The 20,416-nt window shown below is 63.4% G+C and carries 19 protein-coding genes; 4 read left to right on the top strand and 15 right to left on the bottom strand.

Annotated features, from left to right (window positions below):
• Window positions 1–104: 104 nt before the first annotated feature.
• The 8 genes from HNE_RS09510 to HNE_RS09475 form a co-directional block, all read right to left on the bottom strand.
• Window positions 105–677 carry a hypothetical protein gene (locus HNE_RS09510; protein WP_083759064.1) on the bottom strand — a complete coding sequence of 191 codons (573 nt, stop codon included), beginning with the start codon at window positions 675–677 and terminating at the stop codon, window positions 105–107.
• Window positions 674–1,213 (bottom strand): ATP synthase F0 subunit B family protein, encoded by a 540-nt coding sequence (locus HNE_RS09505; protein ID WP_011646922.1) that lies wholly within the window; start codon window positions 1,211–1,213, stop codon window positions 674–676. The genes HNE_RS09510 and HNE_RS09505 overlap by 4 nt, the downstream gene beginning before the upstream one ends.
• A 45-nt stretch (window positions 1,214–1,258) precedes the next feature.
• The gene (locus HNE_RS09500) at window positions 1,259–1,495 is read right to left on the bottom strand and encodes a F0F1 ATP synthase subunit C (RefSeq protein ID WP_011646921.1); all 237 of its coding nucleotides are present in this window, start codon (window positions 1,493–1,495) and stop codon (window positions 1,259–1,261) included.
• A 116-nt stretch (window positions 1,496–1,611) separates the two neighbouring features.
• On the bottom strand, window positions 1,612–2,373 hold the full coding sequence (locus HNE_RS09495; protein WP_011646920.1) for a F0F1 ATP synthase subunit A: 762 nt from the start codon (window positions 2,371–2,373) through the stop codon (window positions 1,612–1,614).
• Between the two features lie 5 nt (window positions 2,374–2,378).
• Window positions 2,379–2,741, bottom strand: a complete 363-nt coding sequence (locus HNE_RS09490) for an AtpZ/AtpI family protein (protein ID WP_011646919.1) — start codon at window positions 2,739–2,741, stop codon at window positions 2,379–2,381.
• A gap of 149 nt (window positions 2,742–2,890) precedes the next feature.
• Entirely contained in the window at window positions 2,891–6,352 is a 3,462-nt protein-coding gene (locus HNE_RS09485) for an AAA family ATPase (protein ID WP_011646918.1), read from the bottom strand.
• A 15-nt stretch (window positions 6,353–6,367) separates the two neighbouring features.
• On the bottom strand, window positions 6,368–7,039 hold the full coding sequence (locus HNE_RS09480; protein ID WP_011646917.1) for a thioredoxin domain-containing protein: 672 nt from the start codon (window positions 7,037–7,039) through the stop codon (window positions 6,368–6,370).
• Window positions 7,040–7,109: 70 nt separating this feature from the next.
• Window positions 7,110–7,646 (bottom strand): DUF721 domain-containing protein, encoded by a 537-nt coding sequence (locus tag HNE_RS09475; RefSeq protein ID WP_011646916.1) that lies wholly within the window; start codon window positions 7,644–7,646, stop codon window positions 7,110–7,112.
• A 45-nt stretch (window positions 7,647–7,691) separates the two neighbouring features.
• On the opposite strand from HNE_RS09475, the gene mutY reads away from it, so the two are divergent.
• Window positions 7,692–8,735, top strand: coding sequence for an A/G-specific adenine glycosylase (mutY, locus tag HNE_RS09470; RefSeq protein WP_011646915.1), 1,044 nt, complete (start codon window positions 7,692–7,694; stop codon window positions 8,733–8,735).
• Here the strand turns inward: mutY and HNE_RS09465 are convergent.
• The 5 genes from HNE_RS09465 to HNE_RS09445 all read right to left on the bottom strand — a co-directional run bounded on the left by HNE_RS09465 (window position 8,722) and on the right by HNE_RS09445 (window position 17,034).
• The gene (locus HNE_RS09465; protein ID WP_011646914.1) at window positions 8,722–9,366 is read right to left on the bottom strand and encodes a DUF1294 domain-containing protein; all 645 of its coding nucleotides are present in this window, start codon (window positions 9,364–9,366) and stop codon (window positions 8,722–8,724) included. The genes mutY and HNE_RS09465 overlap by 14 nt on opposite strands.
• A protein-coding gene (gene prfB, locus HNE_RS09460) for a peptide chain release factor 2 (protein ID WP_011646913.1) occupies window positions 9,363–10,470 on the bottom strand; the annotation gives its coding sequence in 2 pieces (ribosomal slippage) (window positions 9,363–10,400 and window positions 10,402–10,470; 1,107 coding nt in all). Before prfB ends, HNE_RS09465 begins: the two co-directional genes overlap by 4 nt.
• A gap of 93 nt (window positions 10,471–10,563) precedes the next feature.
• Entirely contained in the window at window positions 10,564–13,164 is a 2,601-nt protein-coding gene (locus tag HNE_RS09455) for a penicillin-binding protein 1A (RefSeq protein WP_148205856.1), read from the bottom strand.
• Window positions 13,165–13,282: 118 nt separating this feature from the next.
• Window positions 13,283–15,217, bottom strand: coding sequence for a tetratricopeptide repeat protein (locus tag HNE_RS09450; protein WP_011646911.1), 1,935 nt, complete (start codon window positions 15,215–15,217; stop codon window positions 13,283–13,285).
• A gap of 137 nt (window positions 15,218–15,354) precedes the next feature.
• Window positions 15,355–17,034, bottom strand: a complete 1,680-nt coding sequence (locus HNE_RS09445) for an electron transfer flavoprotein-ubiquinone oxidoreductase (RefSeq protein ID WP_011646910.1) — start codon at window positions 17,032–17,034, stop codon at window positions 15,355–15,357.
• Between the two features lie 88 nt (window positions 17,035–17,122).
• On the opposite strand from HNE_RS09445, the gene HNE_RS09440 reads away from it, so the two are divergent.
• On the top strand, window positions 17,123–17,920 hold the full coding sequence (locus HNE_RS09440; protein ID WP_035591158.1) for a uracil-DNA glycosylase: 798 nt from the start codon (window positions 17,123–17,125) through the stop codon (window positions 17,918–17,920).
• On the opposite strand, the gene HNE_RS09435 is transcribed toward HNE_RS09440, so the two are convergent.
• Window positions 17,921–18,397, bottom strand: a complete 477-nt coding sequence (locus tag HNE_RS09435) for a hemerythrin domain-containing protein (RefSeq protein WP_011646908.1) — start codon at window positions 18,395–18,397, stop codon at window positions 17,921–17,923.
• An 85-nt stretch (window positions 18,398–18,482) separates the two neighbouring features.
• Here HNE_RS09435 and HNE_RS09430 point away from each other — a divergent pair, with 85 nt between their 5' ends.
• Entirely contained in the window at window positions 18,483–19,166 is a 684-nt protein-coding gene (locus HNE_RS09430) for a TIGR04283 family arsenosugar biosynthesis glycosyltransferase (protein WP_011646907.1), read from the top strand.
• Here the strand turns inward: HNE_RS09430 and HNE_RS09425 are convergent.
• A complete protein-coding gene (locus HNE_RS09425; RefSeq protein ID WP_035591160.1) occupies window positions 19,163–19,705 on the bottom strand; it encodes a hypothetical protein in 543 nt (180 codons plus the stop codon). The genes HNE_RS09430 and HNE_RS09425 overlap by 4 nt on opposite strands.
• 62 nt (window positions 19,706–19,767) lie before the next feature.
• Between HNE_RS09425 and HNE_RS09420 the strand changes: the two genes are divergently transcribed.
• Complete coding sequence (locus HNE_RS09420) at window positions 19,768–20,385, top strand: TIGR04282 family arsenosugar biosynthesis glycosyltransferase (protein WP_011646905.1); 618 nt, start codon at window positions 19,768–19,770, stop codon at window positions 20,383–20,385.
• Window positions 20,386–20,416: the final 31 nt, after the last annotated feature.

Raw genomic sequence — 20,416 nt, 5'->3', positions numbered from 1 at the left:
AATCGGGACAAACTTGGACAAACCAGGACAAAATGGGACACTTCAGGACAGAAAAAAAAGCCGCCCGGAAGGGCGGCTTTTTTGCTCTCGCAAGGAGAGGTTGATCAGCTCAGCGCACGCTCAATGTCGCGGGCAGCTGCCTCGAACTGATCCACCGAGGTCTGCTCGGAGAGGATGCGGCGGGCGGCAGCGGTGGCTGCGTCAGCAGCTGCGCGGCGGACTTCGCTGGTCGCTTCGGTCTCGGCGCGTGTGATGCGGGCAGCGGCCTGGGCTTCGCGGCGGGAGATCTTCTCGGCGAGGTCACGGCGGGCCTCCTCGAGCATCGCCTTGGCGTCGCGCTTGGCCTGATCGATGATCGCTTCGGCTTCCTTGTCGGCATCCTGAGCGCGGCGCTCAGCCAGGGCCAAGGCCTCTGCGGCCTGCTCGCGCAGGCTGGCAGCTTCCTCGAGTTCCTTGCGGATGTTGGAGGCGCGAGTATCGAGGCCACCCAGGATCGTCTTGAAAGCGCCCATGCGGGCGGCGATCAGGAGGAAGGTGACCATGCACAGGAAGGCGACAAAGGTCACCGGGTCCGTTGCTGCATACATCAGGCCGCCGACGAAGCCGCCTTCTGCTGCATGGGCCAGCGGGGCAACCGCGAGCGCGGCGATCAGGAGAGACGTGGTCTTCTTCATCATGCCTGTTCCAGGGCCGCCGAGACGGCCTTCTTGAGGTCTGCCGGGGAAGCCTTGACGCCGAAACGGGCGATCATGGCATCGGCGGTATCCACAGCAATCTGCTCGACATTGGTCATGGCATCGGCGCGCAGCTTGGAGATGCGGGCGTCAGCGGTTTCGAGCTTCTTGGCGAGATCGGCGTCGACCCGTGCAGTTTCCGAAGCGAGTTCCGCTTCGGTCTTCTCACGGGCCTTCTCAGCCGTGTCGCGTGCTTTGGCGCGGGCCTGCGCCAGGCGCAGTTCCAGAGCCTTCTGGGCTTCGATGGCCTGATTGTTCAGGCGCGCTGCTTCGTCGAGATCGGAAGCGACGCGATTGGCGCGCTTTTCGATCGTATCCGACATCTTCGGCAGGATGAACCGCGAGAGGGCGATATAAAGTGCCGTGAACAGCACCGCCAGCCAGAACAGCTGGGACGGCATGTGCCAGGTTTCGAAGGGCGGGAAAGCCGCCGCTTCTGCGCCTGGAATGGCAGTCTCAGCAAGGAAAGCGATTATCATGGCGTATCTCCGTCGCGGTCAGAACCAGCCGAATCCGGCGGATGATTAGGCGACGAACAGGATCAGGATGGCGATCAGCACCGAGAAGATACCCAGAGCTTCTGCGAGCGCCATACCGATGAAGAGGTTACCGGTCTGCTGCGGGGCAGCCGACGGGTTGCGCATTGCGGCGTCGAGGAAGCTGGCGAAGATGTTGCCAACGCCAAGTGCCGAACCGATCATGCCGAGCGTAGCCAGGCCAGCGCCGACATACTTCAGGCCGTCTGTGATGTTACCTTCCATCAGGTATCTCCTTTGAGGGAAAAGGGTTTAGGGTAGTTTGACGCCCGTGAAGCGTGTTCGTTAGGCGCCGTCAAGCAGTTTGATGCGGGGTATCATGACGCACTCCCGCGGCTCCCTTAGTGGGCGTCCGCGTGAAGGGCGTCGTTGAGGTAGACGCATGTAAGAATGGCGAAGACATAGGCCTGAAGGCCCGCGACGAGGAACTCCAGCGCGTTGAGCGCAACGCCCATCGCAAATGCCAGAGCCGCAACCGGAATGTAGATGGCGCCTGCGCCGATCAGCATCACCGTGAAACCGGCGAACAGTTTCAGCATGATGTGGCCCGCCAGCATGTTTGCGAAGAGACGCAGGCCGAGCGTGAGGGGGCGCGCCAGGAAGGAGATGATCTCGATTGGCGTGAGAATGATGTAGATCGGCAGCGGGGCGCCCGAGGGGGCGAACAGCTTGAAAAAGCCAAGGCCATTCTTGATCAGGCCGACCACGATGACCATCAGGATCACGGTCATGGCGAGGGCGCCGGTGACGATGATGTGGCTGGTAGTGGTGAACGCATACGGCACCATGCCGATGAGGTTTGCGAACAGGATGAAGAAGAACAGCGTGAAGACGAAGGGGAAGAATTTCAGGCCTTCTTCGCCCGCCGCGCTGCGCACCATGTCGGCGATGAAGCCGTAGCCCATCTCTGCGACCGACTGGAGGCGCGAGGGCACAAGCTCGCCCTTGCGGGTGGCCATGCTGAAGAAGCCGATTACCAGCACGACGCCCAGGAGCATGAAGCCCGAGGCGTTCGTGAACGAGATGTCGATATTACCCAGGCGCAGATCGAGCCATTTGGTGACTTCGAACTGGTGGATCGGGTCAAGCGCGATGGCCGGCATCAGGTTCATGCGTCGTTCGTTCCGTCGTCGGGGGCCTTGGCCGGCCCCGGTGAAAGCTTTTGAGCCCGAGCATTCAGCTCATGATAGGCCCGGATGACTGCACGTATGCCCGCAGCGAGACCAAACATGCCCATCACCAGGAGACCCCAGGGATGAGTGCCGGCGAACTTGTCGATCCAGAAGCCCAGAAAGCCCCCGACAAAGACACTCGCGACAAATTCGATCCCGAAACGCAGCGCATACGCTCCGGCCGAGACGCTTACATCATCAGATGCCTGTTTCCGCCGCTTCGCATCCGCCTTTGCCTCACGTTCTTCCAGCGCCTTCGCGATACGATCGCTCAGATCATCTGGTTGCTCGCTCGACATGGGCTTTTGCGCTCCGTGCACGCGAATCCGCACCGATGGGAAGCCCCCCGGATTTCGGCGCAAACTATGGGCGCCCCCCTGCCAAGTCAACGGGGAATGGCAAAAGATATTGCTTTGTTTTTATTTGAAAAAATGACGAACACGGTGCGCTACTCCGCCGCAACAAGCTCCTCGGCACCGGCAAGGTCCACCGATACGAGCTTCGAGACGCCTTTTTCCCGCATGGTTACGCCGAAAAGACGGTCCATCCGGCTCATGGTCACCGGGTTGTGCGTGATGACGACGAAACGGGTATCCGTGCGCTGGCGCATTTCGTTCAGCATGTTGCAGAACCGGTCGACGTTGGCGTCGTCCAGCGGGGCGTCCACCTCGTCCAGAACGCAGATGGGCGCGGGGCGGGAGAGGAACACCGCGAAGATCAGCGCTGAGGCCGTCAGGGCCTGCTCTCCGCCGGACATGAGATTCAGCGTGCCGAGCTTCTTGCCGGGGGGCTGGGCATAGATTTCGAGGCCGGCATTGAGCGGATCATCGGCGTCGATCAGGCGGAGTTCTGCATTGCCGCCGCCAAACAGCGCGGTGAACAGGGCCTTGAAATGCTCGTTGACGGCTTCGAAGGCCTTCACCAGGCGCTCGCGGCCTTCGGCGTTGAGGGCTTCAACGCCCTGGCGCAGCTTGGCGATGGCGCCGGTGAGGTCGTCCCGTTCGGCAATCTGGACACCCAGGCGGGTTTCCAGTTCCTCGGCTTCTTCTTCGGCGTTCATGTTGACGCCGCCCAGCTGGTCGCGCTCGCGGCGCAGCGAATCGAGGCGCGTTTCAGCTTCACGGGGCGTGAACGCGCCCAGCGTTTCCGCGTCCAGGTGGCCCTCGGCGATGGCGAGCAGGCCTTCGGGGGTGCGCTGGAAGTGGTTGCGAGCAACTTCCACGACCTCGACGAGGCGGGCTTCGGACGTTTCCAGCTTCACCTTCCAGCCGGCGAGTTGCTCACGCGCCTGAGAGGCGGCGGCAGAGGCGCGGCGGGCGGCGGCGTCGGCTTCGCGGATGGCGGTTTCCTTGACAGCGAGGGCATCGGCGGCGGCCTTGCGCTCATTCTCGAACATGTCGAGTTCGCGGGAGAGGCCGTCGATTTCTTCGTTCAGGGCCTGCGGCCGCTGGCGGGCGTTCAGCGCGGTGGCGGCAACGTCTGCGCGGCGCTCAGAGAGGCGGGAGAGGCGCTCATCCGCGCTGCCCAGGCGGGCGGTCCAGTTGTCGATGTCACGCGCGAGCGCGCCGCGCCGGGCGGCGGCCTGTTCGCGGCCGCGGGTCAGGTCGGTCAACCGGCCACGCGATTCGGTTTCGGCGGCGCGGGCGGCGGTGAGTTCGTTCCGGGCGGCGCTGAGGGCGGCCTCAAGGGCAGCCTCCTCATCCGCAGCGAGCGGAGTGGCGAAGGACATGGCCTCGGCGATGGCGGCGAGCTCATTCTCGGCGCGGGTGAGGGCTTCGTTGCCGGTGTCGCGGCGCAGGCTGGCGCGTTCGGCGGCCTGGATTTCCTCGGCGGCGAAGGCGCGCGCTTCGCTGAGCGCTTTCTGGGCGGGGCCGATCAGCTGGCGGACATGGCGGAGCGCCTCTTCGGCCTGCTGGCGGGCTTTGCGGGCGGCTTCGAGGGCTTCGGTGCGGGCGATGAGATCAGCCTGGAGGGGGGCGAGGTCGGCGCGGGCGGTTTCGAGGCGGGCCTGCTGCTCCAGACGCGCCGCGGCGCTGACGGGGGCCTGGGGCGTGCGGGTGAAGCCATCCCAGCGCCAGAGGTGGCCTTCGCGGGAGACGAGGCGCTGGCCGGGTTTGAGCTCGGCCATGAGGCGGGGGCCATCGGCGGCACTGACGAGGCCACACTGGGCAAGGCGCGCAGCGAGTTCGCCGGGGGCGTCTACATAGCCGGTAAGGGGCTCGGCGCCGGCCGGGAGGCTGAGCGAGGTGACGCTGGCGCCGCCCCAGTAAAGCGCGGCGGCCTTGTCGGTGGAGGCGGAGATGTCGTCGCCCAGGGCGGCGGCGACGGCTTTTTCGTAGCCATCGCGCGTGCGGATGCGCTCGACCACGGGTGGGGCGCTGGTGGCGGCGTCAGCGCGCTGGAGGAGATTCTCGAGGCCGGCGATTTCCGCTTCGAGGGCGCGGACATTGTGGCTGACCTGTTCCTGCGGCGGCTGGGCTGCGGCTTCGGCGTCGCGGGCGCGGAGGATTTCGGCCTCGGCGAGTTCGACGGTGCGTTCGGCGTCGTTGAGGGCGGCTTCGGCTTCGGCCTCGGCATTCTTGGCCTGGCGGACGCGCAGGACGTGGATGGCGGCGTCTTCGAGGCCGGTCATCTCGTTCTTCAGGCGGTCGACTTCGGCGGTGAGCTGGGTTTTGCGGCGGGCCTGCTGGGCGGCGGTCTCTTCGGCGGCGCGGCGGCGGGCGCGGACTTCGGAAAGGCGGGCCTGGGCATCGTCGGCAGCTGATTCGGCTGCCGCGAGGCGCGCGCGGGCCGCTTCTAGCGCCTGCTGGGCTTCAGTTTCGAGCGCCTTGTTGGCGTCTTCGTCTTCTACCGGGAGGGCGGCGAGTTCGTTGCGGGCATGGACGAGGGCGGCGTCTGCTTCGGCGCGGCCAGCGGTCTCACGCTCGAAGTCTTCCTCAAGGCGAGCGGCTTCGGCTTCGAGGCGCGCAAGCGCGTCGGCGGCGATGCGGCGTTCGGTTTCGAGCTTGGCGAGGGTGATTCGGGTTTGCGAGAGGCGGCCAGCAGCGGCCATTTCCGCTTCGCGCAGCGGGGCGACGCCTTCGCCGGCCTCGATCCGCTCGCGTTCGCGCAGGGCGTCTTCGCGGGACAGGTCTTCCACCTCTCGCTTGCAGACTTCGAGCTGGGCGCGGGCGGTTTCGGTTGCCTGGCGTGCCTCGGCCCAGCGCAGGTGGGCGAGCAGGGCTTCGAGGCCGTGGATTTCTTCCGACAGGCGGCGGTAGCGGCGGGCCTTGGCGGCCTGGCGCTTGAGGCTGGTGAGCTGGCGCTCGACCTCGGCGGAGACTTCGGCGAGGCGCTGGAGATTGGCTTCGGCCGCGTCGAGCTTCAGTTCGGCTTCATGGCGCCGGGTGTTGAGGCCCGCGATGCCGGCGGCTTCTTCAAGGATGCGGCGGCGGTTCTGGGGCTTGGAGCCGATCAGTTCGGAGATCTGGCCCTGGCGAACGAGGGCAGGCGAGTTGGCGCCTGTGGAAGCGTCGGCAAAGAGGAGCTGGATGTCCTTGCCGCGCACGGTGCGGCCATTGATGCGATAGCTGGACCCGGCGCCGCGTTTCAGCTTGCGTTCGATCTCCAAGAGGTCTGCGCCGTTGAATTCCGGCGGGGCGGTGCGTTTGGAATTGTCGAGGACGAGAGTGACCTCGGCGGTCTCGCGTGCAGGGCGGGAGGCGGCGCCGGAGAAGATCAGGTCGTCCATCTCGCCGCCGCGCATGGCCTTGGCGGAGTTTGCCCCCATGGCCCAGCGCAGCGCTTCGAGAAGGTTGGACTTGCCGCAGCCGTTCGGGCCGACAATGCCTGTCAGCCCTGGCTCGATCGGTACGGTTTGCGGGTCAACGAACGACTTGAAGCCGGCGATGCGGAGTTCAGTTATCTGCATGCCGGTTCCTCATCGCTACTGGGCGCCCAGTTCGGCGAGTTTCGCGTCGATCTGTTTCGAGAAGCCTTCAGCGGTCGTGTATTCACCCTGGAAGTTGTGCTTCACGCCGTCGATGATGAAGGTTGGCGTGCCTTCAACGCCCCACTTTTCGGAGGTGGCGTAGGTGTCTGCGAGAGCCTGGCGGATTTCGCTGTTGGAGAGGCAGGCCTCGAAGGTGGCGGTATCGGCGATGCCGTGGCGCTGGCCAATGGCGCCGAGGGTGGTTTTCACAACGCCGTTCTGGGCGGCATAGCGGATGCCTTCCTGGTTCTCGAAGAGATCATCCAGCACGTCGAAGAACTTGTCGTCGCCGGCGCAGCGGGCCATCGCGTAAGCGGCCACGTCAATCTCGTTGAGCGGATATTCGCGGAAGACGAACTTCACCTTGCCGGTGGAGATGTATTTTTCCTCGATCGTGGGTTTCACCGTGTCGTGGAAATACTTACAGGCGGGGCAGGTGGGCGAGGCGTATTCGATGATCGTCAGCGGGGCGTCGGCTTGCCCCAGGACATGGCCGAGTTCGCCATCAGCATTTGCCTCGGACGGGTTGGCGCCAGATGTGCCGGCACCGTCGCCCGCCGCGCCACAGGCAACAAGTGCCAGAGCGGAGAACGCCACTGCTGCGAAACGCCGGGAAAGGGTGAGCATGATCATAAGCCTCGCGTTAAGGAATGAGTCGCGCCGGTTTCCAAACGGTTAACAAACCGGGCGATCCTGTTTACTCTGTGGCGGATAGCACAGCCTCGCCCAGCGCAACAATTGCCGCGCGCAGGCGCGGATTGTCGATCGGATCGGCATGTGCGGCGACTTCGGCTTTTTCGGCCGAGGTGAGGGTGCGGTAACGGCGGCGGAACTCGCTGGGGCCAATGCGGCGAACCTGCCCCTGGACAATGCGGATGGAGGTGATGTCGCCCCCCGCAGCCACCGAAACACGCTGGCGGATGATTTCCGACTGGTGCTGGATCATCGGGGCGGCCTGGGGAAGGACCATCAGCGTCAACACGCGGCCATCCTTCGAGGCGGTGATCTTCTCCGGCTGGCTCCAGCGCCAGATCTGCTCGCCGACAATCTGGCGCCAGTTGATCTGCATCTGCTTCAAGGGGGGCAGCTTGGCCGTGCCTGCCTTGCGGCCGACGCGCTCTGCCATCAATCCCAGCGGCTTCATCGGCGCGCGGACGGGCCGGGCGCGCGAATAACGCAGCTTCACCTGCGCGCGCGCTTCTGCGATGGGATCGAGGCTCGTAAACTGGACCATGGGCGCTACATTGCCCGGCTTCGCGCCCAAGGGAAAGTTATACGCATGACCCGCCGTTCAGATTTCCGTGAACTTGCTGCGATCCTTCTCGCCTGGTTCGACCAGAATGCGCGTGTGCTGCCCTGGCGGGCACCCATCGGCACGAAACGAGACCCCTACAGGGTGTGGCTGGCCGAGATCATGTTGCAGCAAACGACTGTGCCCCATGCGGCGCCGTATTTCGAGGCGTTTACGCGCCGATGGCCCACAGTGGAGGATCTGGCCGCGGCGCAGGACGAGGAAGTCATGCGGGCCTGGGCGGGCTTGGGATATTATGCGCGGGCGCGCAACCTTCTGAAATGCGCGCGGGAGGTGGCGGCGCGCGGCGGATTTCCGGAAACCTCTGCCGGTCTGCGGGAGCTGCCCGGCATTGGCCCCTACACGGCAGGCGCCATAGCAGCGATTGCATTCGGAGAGCGCGCGGCAGCCGTTGACGGGAATGTTGACCGCGTGTTTGCACGTCTGCTTGCCTTGAAGGGAGAGTGGGCGGCGGAAAAGAAGCGCATTGCTGCCGAGGTTGCCGCGCTGGTGCCCGAGGAGCGGCCGGGCGACTTTGCCGAAGCGCTGATGGACCTTGGCGCAACGATCTGTACACCCACTTCACCCAACTGCATGATCTGTCCCCTGACGGGGCTGTGTAAAGCGCGGGCAGAAGGGCGTCCGGCCGAGTATCCGGTCAAGCCGGCCAAGACCGCCAAGCCGGTGCGTCACGGTCATGCCTGGGTTTATGTGAAGAAAGACAAGGTGTGGCTGGTGCGGCGGCCTCCGGAAGGATTGCTTGGCGGAATGCTCGCGCTGCCATCGGGCGTCTGGAAAGAGGGCGCGGCCCAGGAGCCGGCGCCGCCTTCGGATGCAGACTGGCAGCCGGCGGGCGAGGTGCGTCACGTCTTTACGCATTTCACCTTGAGGCTGGCTGTTTGGCGGGCCAACGTTTCCAACAGCCCTGCGGGCGAGGGGACATGGGCTGATCCTTCAGAGGAGACCGGATTGCCGACTGTGTTCGCCAAGGCGCTGGCCCTGGCGACGGGCGGAACGGTCAGGCGCCGGTAAAGGCGGCAATCTGAACGAAGGCGGCCATGTTGATGGCAACGCTCATCCAGAACAGTGTACGGAAGGCGGGCTTTTTCGTCTTGTGACGGAAAAACTCCTGCGCCAGAATCGCCCCCGGCCAGCCGCCCACCAGGCCAACCATCAACAGGATGGTTTCTGAAACGCGCCATTGCTTGTGCGTGGCGGCGCGTTTGTCCAATCCATAACCGATGAAGCAGGCAATGCTGGCAACGCCGTATACGATGAACCATCCCGGCGAGACTGTCGTGGTAATGGCCACGGCGATCGCAATGAACAGGAATGCCGGTATTACCAGTATCCGCGGAGACCGCGAGAGCAGTTTGTGAAGCAGGCTGGGCTGAACCGGCTCGGGACGGACCGGGCGGATGGGGCGGATGTCTGCGGCGCGCAGACGGCCGGCCTCGTCGGTCTCTGTCTGATAGCTATACAGATGGCCTTCTTCGATATGGCGTTCTTCCTTGGCGAAGGCGCGGATATGGGCAAAGGCATCTGGCCCGCCATCAACGGCCTTCAGAAAGCCGAAGCCGCGAGCCTCGTTCCAGCCGGAAAGGTGACCCTCCTGACGAGGACTGCTTTCAGAGAAGGCGCGAGGCTCCGCTGGCTTGGTCATGCGTCCTGGTCCTTGCTTACCGATGCGGCCAGCGCCGCAGAGAGGAAACGGTCAATATCACCGTCAAGAACACCGGATGTGTCTGAGGTTTCGACCTCGGTGCGGAGATCCTTGACCATCTGGTAGGGCTGGAGAACGTAAGAGCGGATCTGGTGGCCAAATCCGATTGCGCTCTTGTCGGCATACTGAGCATCGGCCACGGCCCTGCGTTTCTGCAATTCCAGTTCGTAGAGTTTCGAGCGTAGCATCTTCCACGCTTCATCGCGGTTCTGGTGCTGCGAGCGGCCGGCCTGGCACTGGACGACGGTGTTCGTCGGGATGTGCGTGAGGCGGACGGCGGAGTCCGTCCGGTTGACGTGCTGACCCCCTGCGCCAGATGCGCGATATGTGTCTGTACGGACATCCGATGGATTGATTTCGACATCAATCTTGTCGTCGATGACGGGAGAGACCGCCACGGAAGAGAAAGAGGTGTGCCGGCGGGCGGAGGAGTCGAACGGCGAAATGCGCACCAGCCTGTGGACGCCCTGTTCGGACTTCAGCCAGCCATAAGCGTTTTCGCCCTTGATCTGCAATGTTGCGGATTTGATGCCTGCTTCTTCGCCGTCGCGCTCATCCAGAAGCTCAACGCCATAGCCGCGCTTCTCGGCCCAGCGGACATACATGCGGCGCAGGATGGAGGCCCAGTCCTGGCTTTCCGTGCCGCCTTCGCCTGCATTGATCTGCAGGTAGCAGTCGTTGCCGTCTGCTTCGCCCGAGAGGAGCGCGGCGAGTTCGGCTTCGGCGGCGCGCGCGGCAGCGCGGCGAAGGGTGGCTTCCAGGTCTGCCAGCATACTGGCGTCGCCTTCGGCGAGCTCCATCAGCTCGGGCGCATCGGCCACGTCTTTTTCAAGGGTTTGCACCAGCGCGATACCATCGGCGAGCTTCTGGCGCTCGCGCATCATGGCCTGCGCTTCCTGCGGGTCGTCCCAGAAGTTGGGGCGTTCGGAAAGGGCGGTCAGCTCATCAAGGCGTTTTGTGGCTGTATCCCAGTCAAAGACGCCTCCGTAGCAGGGCGGCGGAACTTTCGATCTTTTCGATCAGCGAACGGATTTCTGCGGACATGATGAACCTTTTGTAATTTAAGATTGAAAGAAGCAAGTATCTGCGGACCCTATAACCGGGCCGCCGCATGGGGTCAAAGCTGCGTTTGTCGCGCTAGAAGACGTCGCCGAGATCCGCGTCGGCCGTATCTTCCTCAACGGGCGAGGAGGGATCGCTCGACGGGCCACAGGAACCCGAGATCGAGAGGCAGTCCTCGGTGCTGTTGAAGGCGGTCAGACCTGGCTCTGTGCCAGGGCGGAAGGCTTCATCAATGACGATGGATGTGCCCGGCGTGGCGAGCGCGCCGGTCCGGGCATCGATCTTCACGAGGCGGACGCCCGGCGGAATGCGGAACGGCGTGGGCGGTTCCTTTTCCAGAGCTTTTTCCATGAAGTCGGTGAAGATCGGCGCAGCGACGGAGCCACCGGCTTCGCCTTCGCCCAGCGAGCGGTTGTCATCGAAGCCGATGCGGATACCGACCACCATGTCTGGCGAGAAGCCGACAAAGACTGCGTCGCGATAGTCGTCCGTTGTGCCGGTTTTGCCGGCGAGCGGCTTGCCGACGCGCAGGGCACGGCGGGCCGTGCCGCGCTCCACAACGCCCTCAAGCATGTGGGTGACCTGATAGGCGACGATCGGGTCGAGTACCTGTTCGCGGGTGTCGGGCAGGATGGGCGGTTCTCCGCCGTTCCATTCGTCGGCGTCACAGCCTTCGCAGGCGCGTGTGTCATGTTTGTAGAGGGTGCGGCCATAACGGTCCTGCACGCGGTCGAGCAGGGTGGGCGTGACGAGGCGGCCGCCATTGACGAAGGCAGCATAGCCTCGCGTCAGGTCGAGCATCGTCGTATCGCCGGCGCCCAGCGACATGGCGGCGTAAGGCGGAAGTTTTTCATAGACGCCGAGGCGCTCCGAGAGGTCAGAGACCGCCTCCATGCCAATATCCTGAGCCACCCTGGCGGTGACCATGTTGAGCGATTTCTCCAGCGCGACGCGCATGGTGACCATGCCGGAAGACTGGCCGGCCGTGTAGTTTTTCGGGGTCCAGTATTTCTGGGTCGACACGTCGAAGGATACAAACGGCGCGTCCAGCAGGCGGCTGGCGGGCGTGTAGCCTTTTTCCAGCGCGGCAGCATAGACAAACGGCTTGAAGCTGGAGCCGGGCTGGCGCTTGGCCTGGGTCACCCGGTTGAAGCTCGACTTGAAGAATGAGTAGCCGCCCTGCATCGCGAGAATACGGCCGGTATGCGGGTCCAGCGCGATGAGGGAGCCGTCAACTTCCGGGATCTGGCGCAGGGTGGCGTTGCCCACCGGCACCATGACCGGTTCGAGCGGGCCTTCTGCGGCCTCGTCTTCGGCGCCTTCGGTTGCGGCGGTGGCATCTGGTGTTGCCTTGGCGCCGTCCTTGGAGGGTTCACGCTTGAACTCGGCGAGGATGACGTGGCCCTTCTGGAGGCCGGCCGCGCCCTCTTCGGGTTTGTAGGTGGCGGCCCATTTCACTTCTTCGGCTGGCAGGCGGATCGTCGTGCCGTCGGTCAGCAGCAGTTCGGCGCTGTTGGCCGAAACGGAGGACACGAGCGCGGCCTCCCAGGTGCCGAAGCCGCCGGGCAGCTCGACGTCCTTGAGCGCGGCCGCAGAATTTTCATCCATCGGCAGCGTCGTCAGCGGCCCGCGCCAGCCATGGCGGCGGTCATAGGCCACAAGTCCGTCCTGGAGTGCTTGCTGCGCAGCCAGCTGGAGGCGCGTGTCGATGGTTGTGCGGATGGAGAGGCCGCCCTGTTCGAGGGTGTCCTCGCCATAGGTGCCGATCAGTTCACGGCGCAGTTCCTGCACGAAATAGGTGGCAGCGGCATATTCGGGCCCGCGCAGGCGGCGGGTGGTGGTTAGCGGGCGATCTTGCGCCTCGGCGGACTCTTCCTTCGTGATGTAGCCATCCTCGACCATGCGGCCGAGCACGTAGTTGCGGCGGGCGAGCAGGCGGTCGGGGTTGGTATAGGGGTTTACGGCAGACGGCGCCTTGGCCAGCGAGGCAAGGATCGCCGCTTCCGACAGGTCCAGCTCCGGCAGGGATTTGTTGAAATAGTTCAACGCGGCCGAAGCGACGCCGTAGGACTGGCCGCCCAGATAGATTTCGTTGAGATAAAGTTCGAGGATCTGCTCCTTGGTGAACTCTTTTTCCATGCGCTGGGCAACGATGGCTTCTTTTGCCTTGCGCTCGATATTCTGGTCGCGCGTCAGCAGCATGTTCTTGGCAACCTGCTGGGTGATCGTGGAGCCGCCCTGCATGCCGCCTGAACCGGTCACCTTGTTCTTGGCCGTATTCACGGCGCCGCGGGTGATGCCGACATAGTCGAGCCCGTCATGGGTGAAGAAGTTTTTGTCCTCGGCGGCGACGAACGCCTCGATCACATGGGACGGAATGGATTCGTAGGGCACGAACACCCGGTGCTGGCTGGCGAATTCGGCAATCAGTGCGCCATCACCGCCGTGTACGCGCGAGGTGATCGGGGGTTCATACTGTTTCAATTTCGCAATCGAGGGCACGTCTCGGCCAAGCGCGGCGAAGTAGACCCATACCGCGATGATGCCGATGACGCCCAGCACAAGGCCGAGCACGACGAGGCGGCGCAGCCATTTCCACAGATTGTCGTACTTGCCTGGTTCCCGATACGGATCGGGCTTCCGGGAGGGTTGGAATGTCGGTGGGGCGTCTGTCATCTGCAAACCTTGCGGCGAATCACGGGCCAGAGGCCACAGTCTACTCTACGAGCGTGGGAGGTCGCACGCCATTCCGGCTATACTAAGGCGTGCCGGTGGCGGGCAAAAGGGGCCGGTGTCAGATGTCGCGGCGGTTGATCTCGCCATCATCGATGCGGATTTCTGGCAAAGGCTTCTTTTCCGGCATCGGCGTGGTGAGGCCATCGGCCAGCTTTTGGCGGATCGTGTCGCCTTCGATCTTGGGCGGATGGTTGTCGAGAGCGATCTGCCAGGCTTCCCGCGCCTCGTCCTTTTTTCCCTGATGCCAGTAAATATCGCCCAGGTGATCTTCGATCTCCCAATGGCGATGGGGCATCAGATCTTCGCGTGAACCTTCGATGAGGCGTTGCGCCCGCTCCAGATCACCGAACTGGAAAAGGGCCCAGCCAAAGGAATCGGAAATGTAGGGGTCGCTTTCGGCCAGCAGCATTGCGCGGGCCAGGACACGGTAACCCTCATCGGCGCGGTCTGTCCGCGTAACGAGGAAATAGCCAAGCGAGTTCAACGTGTAAGGATCGTTCGGCCGCGCCAGGCGCTCGCTGCGCAGGATGACCAGGGCTTCATTCACCCGGCCTTCGCGACCGAGAAGATCGGCCAGCGTCATGCGGCGCTCGTGCGTATCGTCCAGGCGGCGGGCTTCTTCAGCATGACCGAGGGCCTGACCGGTCTCACCGAAATGGCTGTAGATAGAACTCGCAAGGCCGTTGGCAGCCGCCAGCTCGGCCGGATTGCCTGCAAGCTGCATCAGTTCGGGCAGCAGTGACATGGCCTTGTCGCGGTCATTCAGAAGTGTGCTCAATTGCAGCGCGCCATACAGCGTCTGAAGTTTTTCATCATCATCCGAGAGGGCGAGGGCCTGCGAGATCGCCTCGCGGGCTTCCGTTTCCCGGTCTGCCATGATCAGCGCCTGAGCGGCTGAAATCTGCAGGGCAGGTGTCATTTCCGGCGCAACGAGCGCGACATGCGCGGCGCCATCGAACAGGGCTTCTTCATACAGCGCATCAATAACCCCGCTGCGAACGGCTTCATTGGCGGGGTCGATCACCAGTGTCATCAGATCGAATCCGGCGCGCTCGACATCCAGGCCAACGAGGTCCCGGCCAGAGATGGCTGCCGTGATGTAGCGCTGCTGCTGAAGCGCGGTCGCCACATCGGAGAGGGATTGTGAAAAGCCTGTTACGAAGGTCAGCGGCTGATTGTCGAGGTTCTTGCCGGTCTCCAGGCTTTCTATCGCGGCGGCGTAGCTGGTGGCCTGTTCGGGCTCTGCGGTGGCGAGCTGTTCATAGGCTGCCTTCGCCTCATCAATCCGCCCGAGCCGTTGCAGCAGCAGTGCGTGCCGGACGATGACCGAACTCACATGCTGGAAAACGATGCTGCGCGGATCGAATTCATGTTCGGGCGCCTCAATCGTTGTCGGCGTCAGGGCCTCATAAACGGCGAGCGCCTCGTCCGTGCGGCCGGCGGCCTCGAGCATGGCGGCAAGCGAAAGATCGGCGGTAATGCCCGGCATGCTGCCCGCAACATCGCGATGACGTTCGATCGCGCCCGCCGCGTCGCCTTCCAGCGCGATGAACCAGGCGTCCAGCCAGAGATAAAATCCGGGCAGGTCTGCTTCGGTTTCCGGATCACCCGTAATGCCGAGATACGTGCGGGCGCCGGCAAAATCGCTGGCAGCAGCCCGGTCGAGCGCCAGGTAGGCGTTCGCAAAGTTGTCGGTTTGCCGCTCGTCCTGAGGCATTGCCGCCAGAACCGTGAGAAGGCCTGCCGTATCGCCTGCACGGATCGCGTCTTCGGCTGCCGGATATGTGGCGGCTTCGCCGCTCTCATCGGGGAGGGCGGTGACCTGCGCATTGTCTGACAGTTGTACAGATGCCGGGATGATGGCGGTGTCGGCTGCTGGTTCCACGCCCGATTGAGGCGGCGCCGCAAAATGGGGAACGCTGGAACAGGCAGTGGCGGAAAACGCCAGCAAACAGGCAAGAACGCCGGCGACGGCGTTGGAGTTGTGGCGCATGGAGATTCGCTCACTCCTAATCAGGGAAAGCCCAGTCAAGCAGTCCCTTGAGGCAAGAGCAAGGCGGCCGCAGCTCGAATGACGTGAAGGTGAAAACGCCGCCCGCAAAGCGGGCGGCGTCAGTCAGCCGTCAAGGATCAGGTATTGGAATAGGCGGGCCCGCCGCCGCCTTCCGGAACCGTCCAGTTGATGTTTAGGTTGGGGTCCTTGATGTCACAGGTCTTGCAGTGGATGCAGTTCTGCGAGTTGATCTGGAAGCGCATCGCGCCGCCTTCATCTTTGACCCACTCATACACGCCCGCCGGGCAATACCGCGCCGAAGGGCCGGCATACACGTCGTATTCGGACGATTTCTGCAAAGCCAGATCCTTCACCTTGAGGTGAACCGGCTGGTCTTCCTCGTGATAGGTGTTGGTGAAGGACACGTTGGTCAGCTTGTCGAAGCTGAGCACGCCGTCCGGACGCGGATACTCGATCGGCTTGAAGTTCTTCGCCGGTTTCAGCGAAGCGGCATCGGTCTTGCCGTGGCTGAGCGTGCCGAAGAAGGAGAAGCCGAAGAGGGTGTTCGTCCACATGTCCAGGCCGCCCATCGGAATGCCGAGCGCGGTGCCGAGTTTCGACCAGAGCGGCTTCACGTTCCGCACGGTCTTGAGTTCCTTGTAGACCGAGGAGCCCGCATAGGCCTCTTCGTAATGGTCCAGCGTGTCGCCCGAGCGGCCTTCGCGGATGGCTTCAAAGGCGGCTTCTGCGCCCATCATGCCGGTGAGGATCGCGTTGTGGCTGCCCTTGATGCGCGGCACGTTGACGAAACCGGCGCCGCAGCCGATCAGCGCGCCGCCGGGGAAGGCGAGCTTGGGGACCGACTGGAAGCCACCCTCGGTGATCGCGCGCGCGCCGTAAGCCACGCGCTTGCCGCCCTTCAGGAAGGGCGAGACGGCATCATGATGCTTGAACCGCTGGAACTCGTCATAAGGCGAGATGTAGGGGTTGGCGTAGTTCAGGTGGACCACGAAGCCGACCGTGATGAACGGCTCGCCATTATCACGGAAGTGATAGAGGAAGCTGCCGCCGCCGGTCTTGTTGTCGAGCGGCCAGCCCATCGTGTGCTGGACATAGCCTTCCTTGAAGTTCTCTTCCGGAACAGACCACACCTCTTTGAGGCCGATGCCGTATTTCTGCGGATCGCGGCCTTCATCGAGATTGAACTTGTTGATCAGCTGCTTGGTCAGCGAACCGCGGGCGCCTTCGGCGAAGAGGACATATTTGCCAAGCAGTTCCATGCCGGGCTGGTAGTCGTCCTTGGGCTGGCCATCGGCGCCGATGCCCATGACGCCGGCGACGATGCCTTTGACGGCGCCCTTGTCGTCATAGACGAGTTCGGAAGCGGCAAAGCCGGGGAAGACTTCCACGCCGAGCTTTTCCGCTTCTGCGCCGAGCCAGCGGGTGACGTTGGCCAGCGAGCCCGTGAAGTTGCCGTGGTTCTTCATGAAGGGGGGCATCGGCAGCCAGGAGATGTCGGCTGCGCCGCTGGGGCCTAGGAAGATGAACTTGTCATCATCCACTTCGGTTTTCAGCGGCCGGTCGTCGCGGGTCCGCCAGTCGGGAATCAGCTGATCGAGGCCGACCGGGTCCATGACCACGCCCGATAGGATGTGCGCGCCGATCTCGCCGCCTTTTTCGATGACGACCACAGAAAGGTCTTCACCGGCTTCGTTCGCGAGCTGTTTGAACCGGATCGCGGCAGACAGCCCTGCGGGGCCGCCACCAACGATAACCAGGTCGAACTCCATCGACTCACGCTCAGGGGTCTCCGCCATAAGCTGCTCCTTGTTTGCGCTTTGCGCCTTATATCTGTATCCGGGTTAGCACTTACAGCCTGTTTCCCGAAGGTCCAGCCTGTCCGCAATGTCACCCCCTGCGTCAAGAGCGCCAATTTCTGCCCTCACCGACTGGTGGGAGGCTATGGGCGTGGCTGTGGACGCGCCTCTGGTGGAGGCTTTGCTGGCCGCAGCGCCCGCCCTTCCGGATGCACCGGAACAGGCGCAGGCGCTGGAGCCTGCCCCCCTGCGCAAGCGCGGCGCCCGCACGGTAGCCGATTGGGTCCGGGAGGCAGAAACAATTGCAGCGGGCTGCGCAAACCTTGATGAACTCACGGCAGCAGCCGGCCAGTTCAGTGGCAGCCCTCTCAGGGCAAGCTGCGAGAATACGGTTGTTTACGACGGAACGCCCGGCGCCAGCCTACTGGTGATCGGGGAGGGGCCGGGCGCGCAGGAAGACCGGCAGGGCAAGCCTTTTGTCGGCAAGGCAGGTCAGCTGCTCGACAAGATGCTCGCCGCCATTGGCCGCAACCGCGCGGAAAATGCCCTGATTACCAACGTCAATTACTGGCGCCCGCCGGGCAACCGGAGCCCCGAGGCCGATGAACTGGCCGTATGCCGGCCCTTCGTCGACCGGTTTATCGAGGTTTCCAGGCCCAGGCTGATCGTTGCGGCCGGGGGCATTCCGGCGGTTTCGCTGCTCGGCAGCCGCGAGGGAATCATGAAGCTGCGCGGGAATGAATACTGTTACACGACGCCGGGCGGTTATCGCGTTCCCCTGATTCCCATGCTGCATCCGGCCTATCTGCTGCGCCGCCCACAGGATAAAAGCCGCGCATGGCGCGACCTTCTCCTGATTGAAAAACGGCTGGGCGAACTGGAGTAGTTATTCCTCCAGCGCCTCTTCGGCCTTGTCATCGACGAGCTTGCGTTCTTCCTTCTTGCGTTCGGAGAACTCCGCTTCGATTTCACCGCTCTTGTCAGGGCCGATCACTTCTTTGGCGACAGGGAAGATGTCTTCCTCTTCCTCTTCGATATGGTGCTCGTAGCGGTCTTTCAGCGTTTTGAAACGTGTCAGCCAGCCCGATGAGCCCATATCCATTTCGTTGAGTTCCTGGAGGATGTCGTCGAGCTCTTTATGCTCGGCAACCGAGTGGCGGCCCTCGGGCTGACCATCAGATTTCGCCATCAACGGGCTGTAAAACGACTCTTCTTCAGCGGCAGCGTGCGCGCCGACATCATAATAAAAAGTCTTCCACAACTCGCGGCGCTCAGGCGAATCGCCCTGCGTGTCGGCCAACTTCGCAAGCAGGTCGCGATGCTTGTCATGATCAGACTTCAGTCTCTCATAAATCGTGGTCATAGCGGTGTCTCCTTGACTAATCTGCTGAATGAACGCCTGACCCGCATAAGCGTTCCACGCGCCCGTTTAACTGACCGGAAACCCCATGCCCGCGCCGCTCTCCATTATCATTCCGGCTTTGAACGCTGCTGCGGACCTGCCACTCTGCTTGGAAAGCCTGATGGCGGGTCTCGAGGCAGGTCTGATCCGGGAGGTGATCGTCGTTGACGGCGGATCAACCGATGCGACGGCGCAGATTGCAGGCTCTGCTGGTGCCACCCCTATCGAAAGCGCGCCGGGCCGTGCGAAACAACTCATCGCGGGCGCCGCGGCCGCGCGGGGCGAATGGCTGCTCTTTCTGCATGCAGATACGGTTCTCTCCCGCGACTGGCCCGAGCGCGCGGCATCGCACATGGGCACAAGGCCCGGCATCGCGGCGGCCTTCACGCTCAAATACCGCTCAGACGCGCGCGCGGCCCGCTGGCTGGAAGCGCGGGCCAACCGGCGCGCCCGCTGGATGGGGCTGCCCTATGGCGATCAGGGGTTGCTGATCTCCCGCCAGCTTTATCAGGAAGTGGGCGGGTTCCAGGACGTTGCGTTGATGGAAGATGTGATCCTTGTGCGCGCGCTGGGGAAGAAGCGCCTCGTGATCCTGGACGCCGAGGCGCGCACGTCTGCTGCGAAGTATGAGCGTGATGGCTGGCGCAGGCGCAGTTGGAAGAACGCCGTCCTCCTCACGCGCTTCCTGATGGGAGCAAAGCCGGAAGACCTCGCGCGAGCTTACCGCTAGCGCGCCTCTGCCCACCAGGCATCGCTGGCAAAGTCAGCCGCATGGCGTTCGCGCAGATATTCGGCAAAGGCGTCAATATTGGTCACCCTGCAGGCATAGACCCCGTCTTTTTCCAAGCCGTAGCGGATCAGATCGGAATCGCTGGCGCTGCCGCAATCGGGCACGGCAACTTCATATTCCCGCACGCCCAGATCGGTGTCCTTCAGCTTGCGGGCCACCACATAGGCCCACGCTTCTTCATGCCCCTCTTCGGACAGGTTGGCCTCTCCCAGCCAGATCGTGTCGGCGTCTGCCTTCATGAGCGGACGAAACCGGACAGCGACCGGCTTCTCCTCTCCATCCTCAGGATGGGGCAGGACAAGATAGGCGTCTTCCTGAAAGGTTGTCTGGTGGCAGGGCTCGCCCGCATCCAGGCAAAAGGCGAGCGGGCCGTTGTGGATCTGGGCGCCTTCTCCAATCAGCGGCTTTTCCGAAAGGAAACAGGCGCTGAGCAACAGGCAAGCACCCCCGGCAACAAAGATACGGAATAGGCTGAACATGGATTGCGCTTTCGTGTCCGTGCTTACAGTGTCGGATTTTATTCCGGCAAAACAAAGGCCCTATGCGTACAATATCCCTGCTGATTTTTGCCAAACCGCCCCGGATGGGACTTTCCAAGACACGTCTGGCCGAAGGGTTGGGAGCAACTGAAGCGCGGCGGATTGCCAGTTTCACGCTTGCCTCAACCCTGCGCGCCGCGCGGGCCAGCGGCCTGGAAGTAAAGGTCTACACGACGCCTGACCGTATGGGGGACACACCCAATGGCCGGGCCGTTTTCGGGGGGCTGCCGGTTCACCCTCAGGGGCCAGGTACGCTGACCGAGCGCCTGGAGCGGGGCCTCAATGACGCGCCGCCCGGCATGGTGTTTTTCATCGGCTCTGACGCGCCCGACATAACGCCCGGCTTGCTGCGGCGCGCGGTGCGGGGCCTCGCGCAGCATGATGCTGTGTTTGGCCCGGCGCTGGATGGCGGTTTCTGGCTTTTCGGGATGCATAAGGGGCCGCAGACCCGGTCTCCCTTCCGGCGTGTGCGCTGGTCAGGCCCGCATGCGATGGAGGATGTGTGGAGCCACTTGCCAGAGACGGCGCGCGTCTGGCTCCTGCCGCCGCTGATCGACATTGATGCAGCCCCCGATTGGGACAGCTGGCGCCTGTCACGGCGCAAATCCCACAGGAAGTAAGTCCAAAAGTTCTTGCTTTGTTCTTGTTTCT

Source organism: Hyphomonas neptunium ATCC 15444 (genome assembly GCF_000013025.1).
In the GTDB taxonomy this organism is placed as follows: domain Bacteria; phylum Pseudomonadota; class Alphaproteobacteria; order Caulobacterales; family Hyphomonadaceae; genus Hyphomonas; species Hyphomonas neptunia.
This window is presented reverse-complemented; position numbering and strand designations above follow the sequence as displayed.

Coding starts and splice junctions, on each gene's coding strand:
- HNE_RS09445 (WP_011646910.1), bottom strand. CDS start 17,034: ATGGCGGAGACCCCTGAGCGTGAGTCGATGGAGTTCGACCTGGTTATC.
- HNE_RS09510 (WP_083759064.1), bottom strand. CDS start 677: ATGATGAAGAAGACCACGTCTCTCCTGATCGCCGCGCTCGCGGTTGCC.
- mutY (WP_011646915.1), top strand. CDS start 7,692: ATGACCCGCCGTTCAGATTTCCGTGAACTTGCTGCGATCCTTCTCGCC.
- HNE_RS09500 (WP_011646921.1), bottom strand. CDS start 1,495: ATGGAAGGTAACATCACAGACGGCCTGAAGTATGTCGGCGCTGGCCTG.
- HNE_RS09485 (WP_011646918.1), bottom strand. CDS start 6,352: ATGCAGATAACTGAACTCCGCATCGCCGGCTTCAAGTCGTTCGTTGAC.
- HNE_RS09505 (WP_011646922.1), bottom strand. CDS start 1,213: ATGATAATCGCTTTCCTTGCTGAGACTGCCATTCCAGGCGCAGAAGCG.
- HNE_RS09430 (WP_011646907.1), top strand. CDS start 18,483: ATGCCCGCGCCGCTCTCCATTATCATTCCGGCTTTGAACGCTGCTGCG.
- HNE_RS09425 (WP_035591160.1), bottom strand. CDS start 19,705: ATGTTCAGCCTATTCCGTATCTTTGTTGCCGGGGGTGCTTGCCTGTTG.
- HNE_RS09475 (WP_011646916.1), bottom strand. CDS start 7,646: ATGGTCCAGTTTACGAGCCTCGATCCCATCGCAGAAGCGCGCGCGCAG.
- HNE_RS09465 (WP_011646914.1), bottom strand. CDS start 9,366: ATGACCAAGCCAGCGGAGCCTCGCGCCTTCTCTGAAAGCAGTCCTCGT.
- HNE_RS09440 (WP_035591158.1), top strand. CDS start 17,123: ATGTCACCCCCTGCGTCAAGAGCGCCAATTTCTGCCCTCACCGACTGG.
- HNE_RS09420 (WP_011646905.1), top strand. CDS start 19,768: ATGCGTACAATATCCCTGCTGATTTTTGCCAAACCGCCCCGGATGGGA.
- HNE_RS09490 (WP_011646919.1), bottom strand. CDS start 2,741: ATGTCGAGCGAGCAACCAGATGATCTGAGCGATCGTATCGCGAAGGCG.
- HNE_RS09435 (WP_011646908.1), bottom strand. CDS start 18,397: ATGACCACGATTTATGAGAGACTGAAGTCTGATCATGACAAGCATCGC.
- HNE_RS09450 (WP_011646911.1), bottom strand. CDS start 15,217: ATGCGCCACAACTCCAACGCCGTCGCCGGCGTTCTTGCCTGTTTGCTG.
- HNE_RS09495 (WP_011646920.1), bottom strand. CDS start 2,373: ATGCCGGCCATCGCGCTTGACCCGATCCACCAGTTCGAAGTCACCAAA.
- HNE_RS09455 (WP_148205856.1), bottom strand. CDS start 13,164: ATGACAGACGCCCCACCGACATTCCAACCCTCCCGGAAGCCCGATCCG.
- HNE_RS09480 (WP_011646917.1), bottom strand. CDS start 7,039: ATGCTCACCCTTTCCCGGCGTTTCGCAGCAGTGGCGTTCTCCGCTCTG.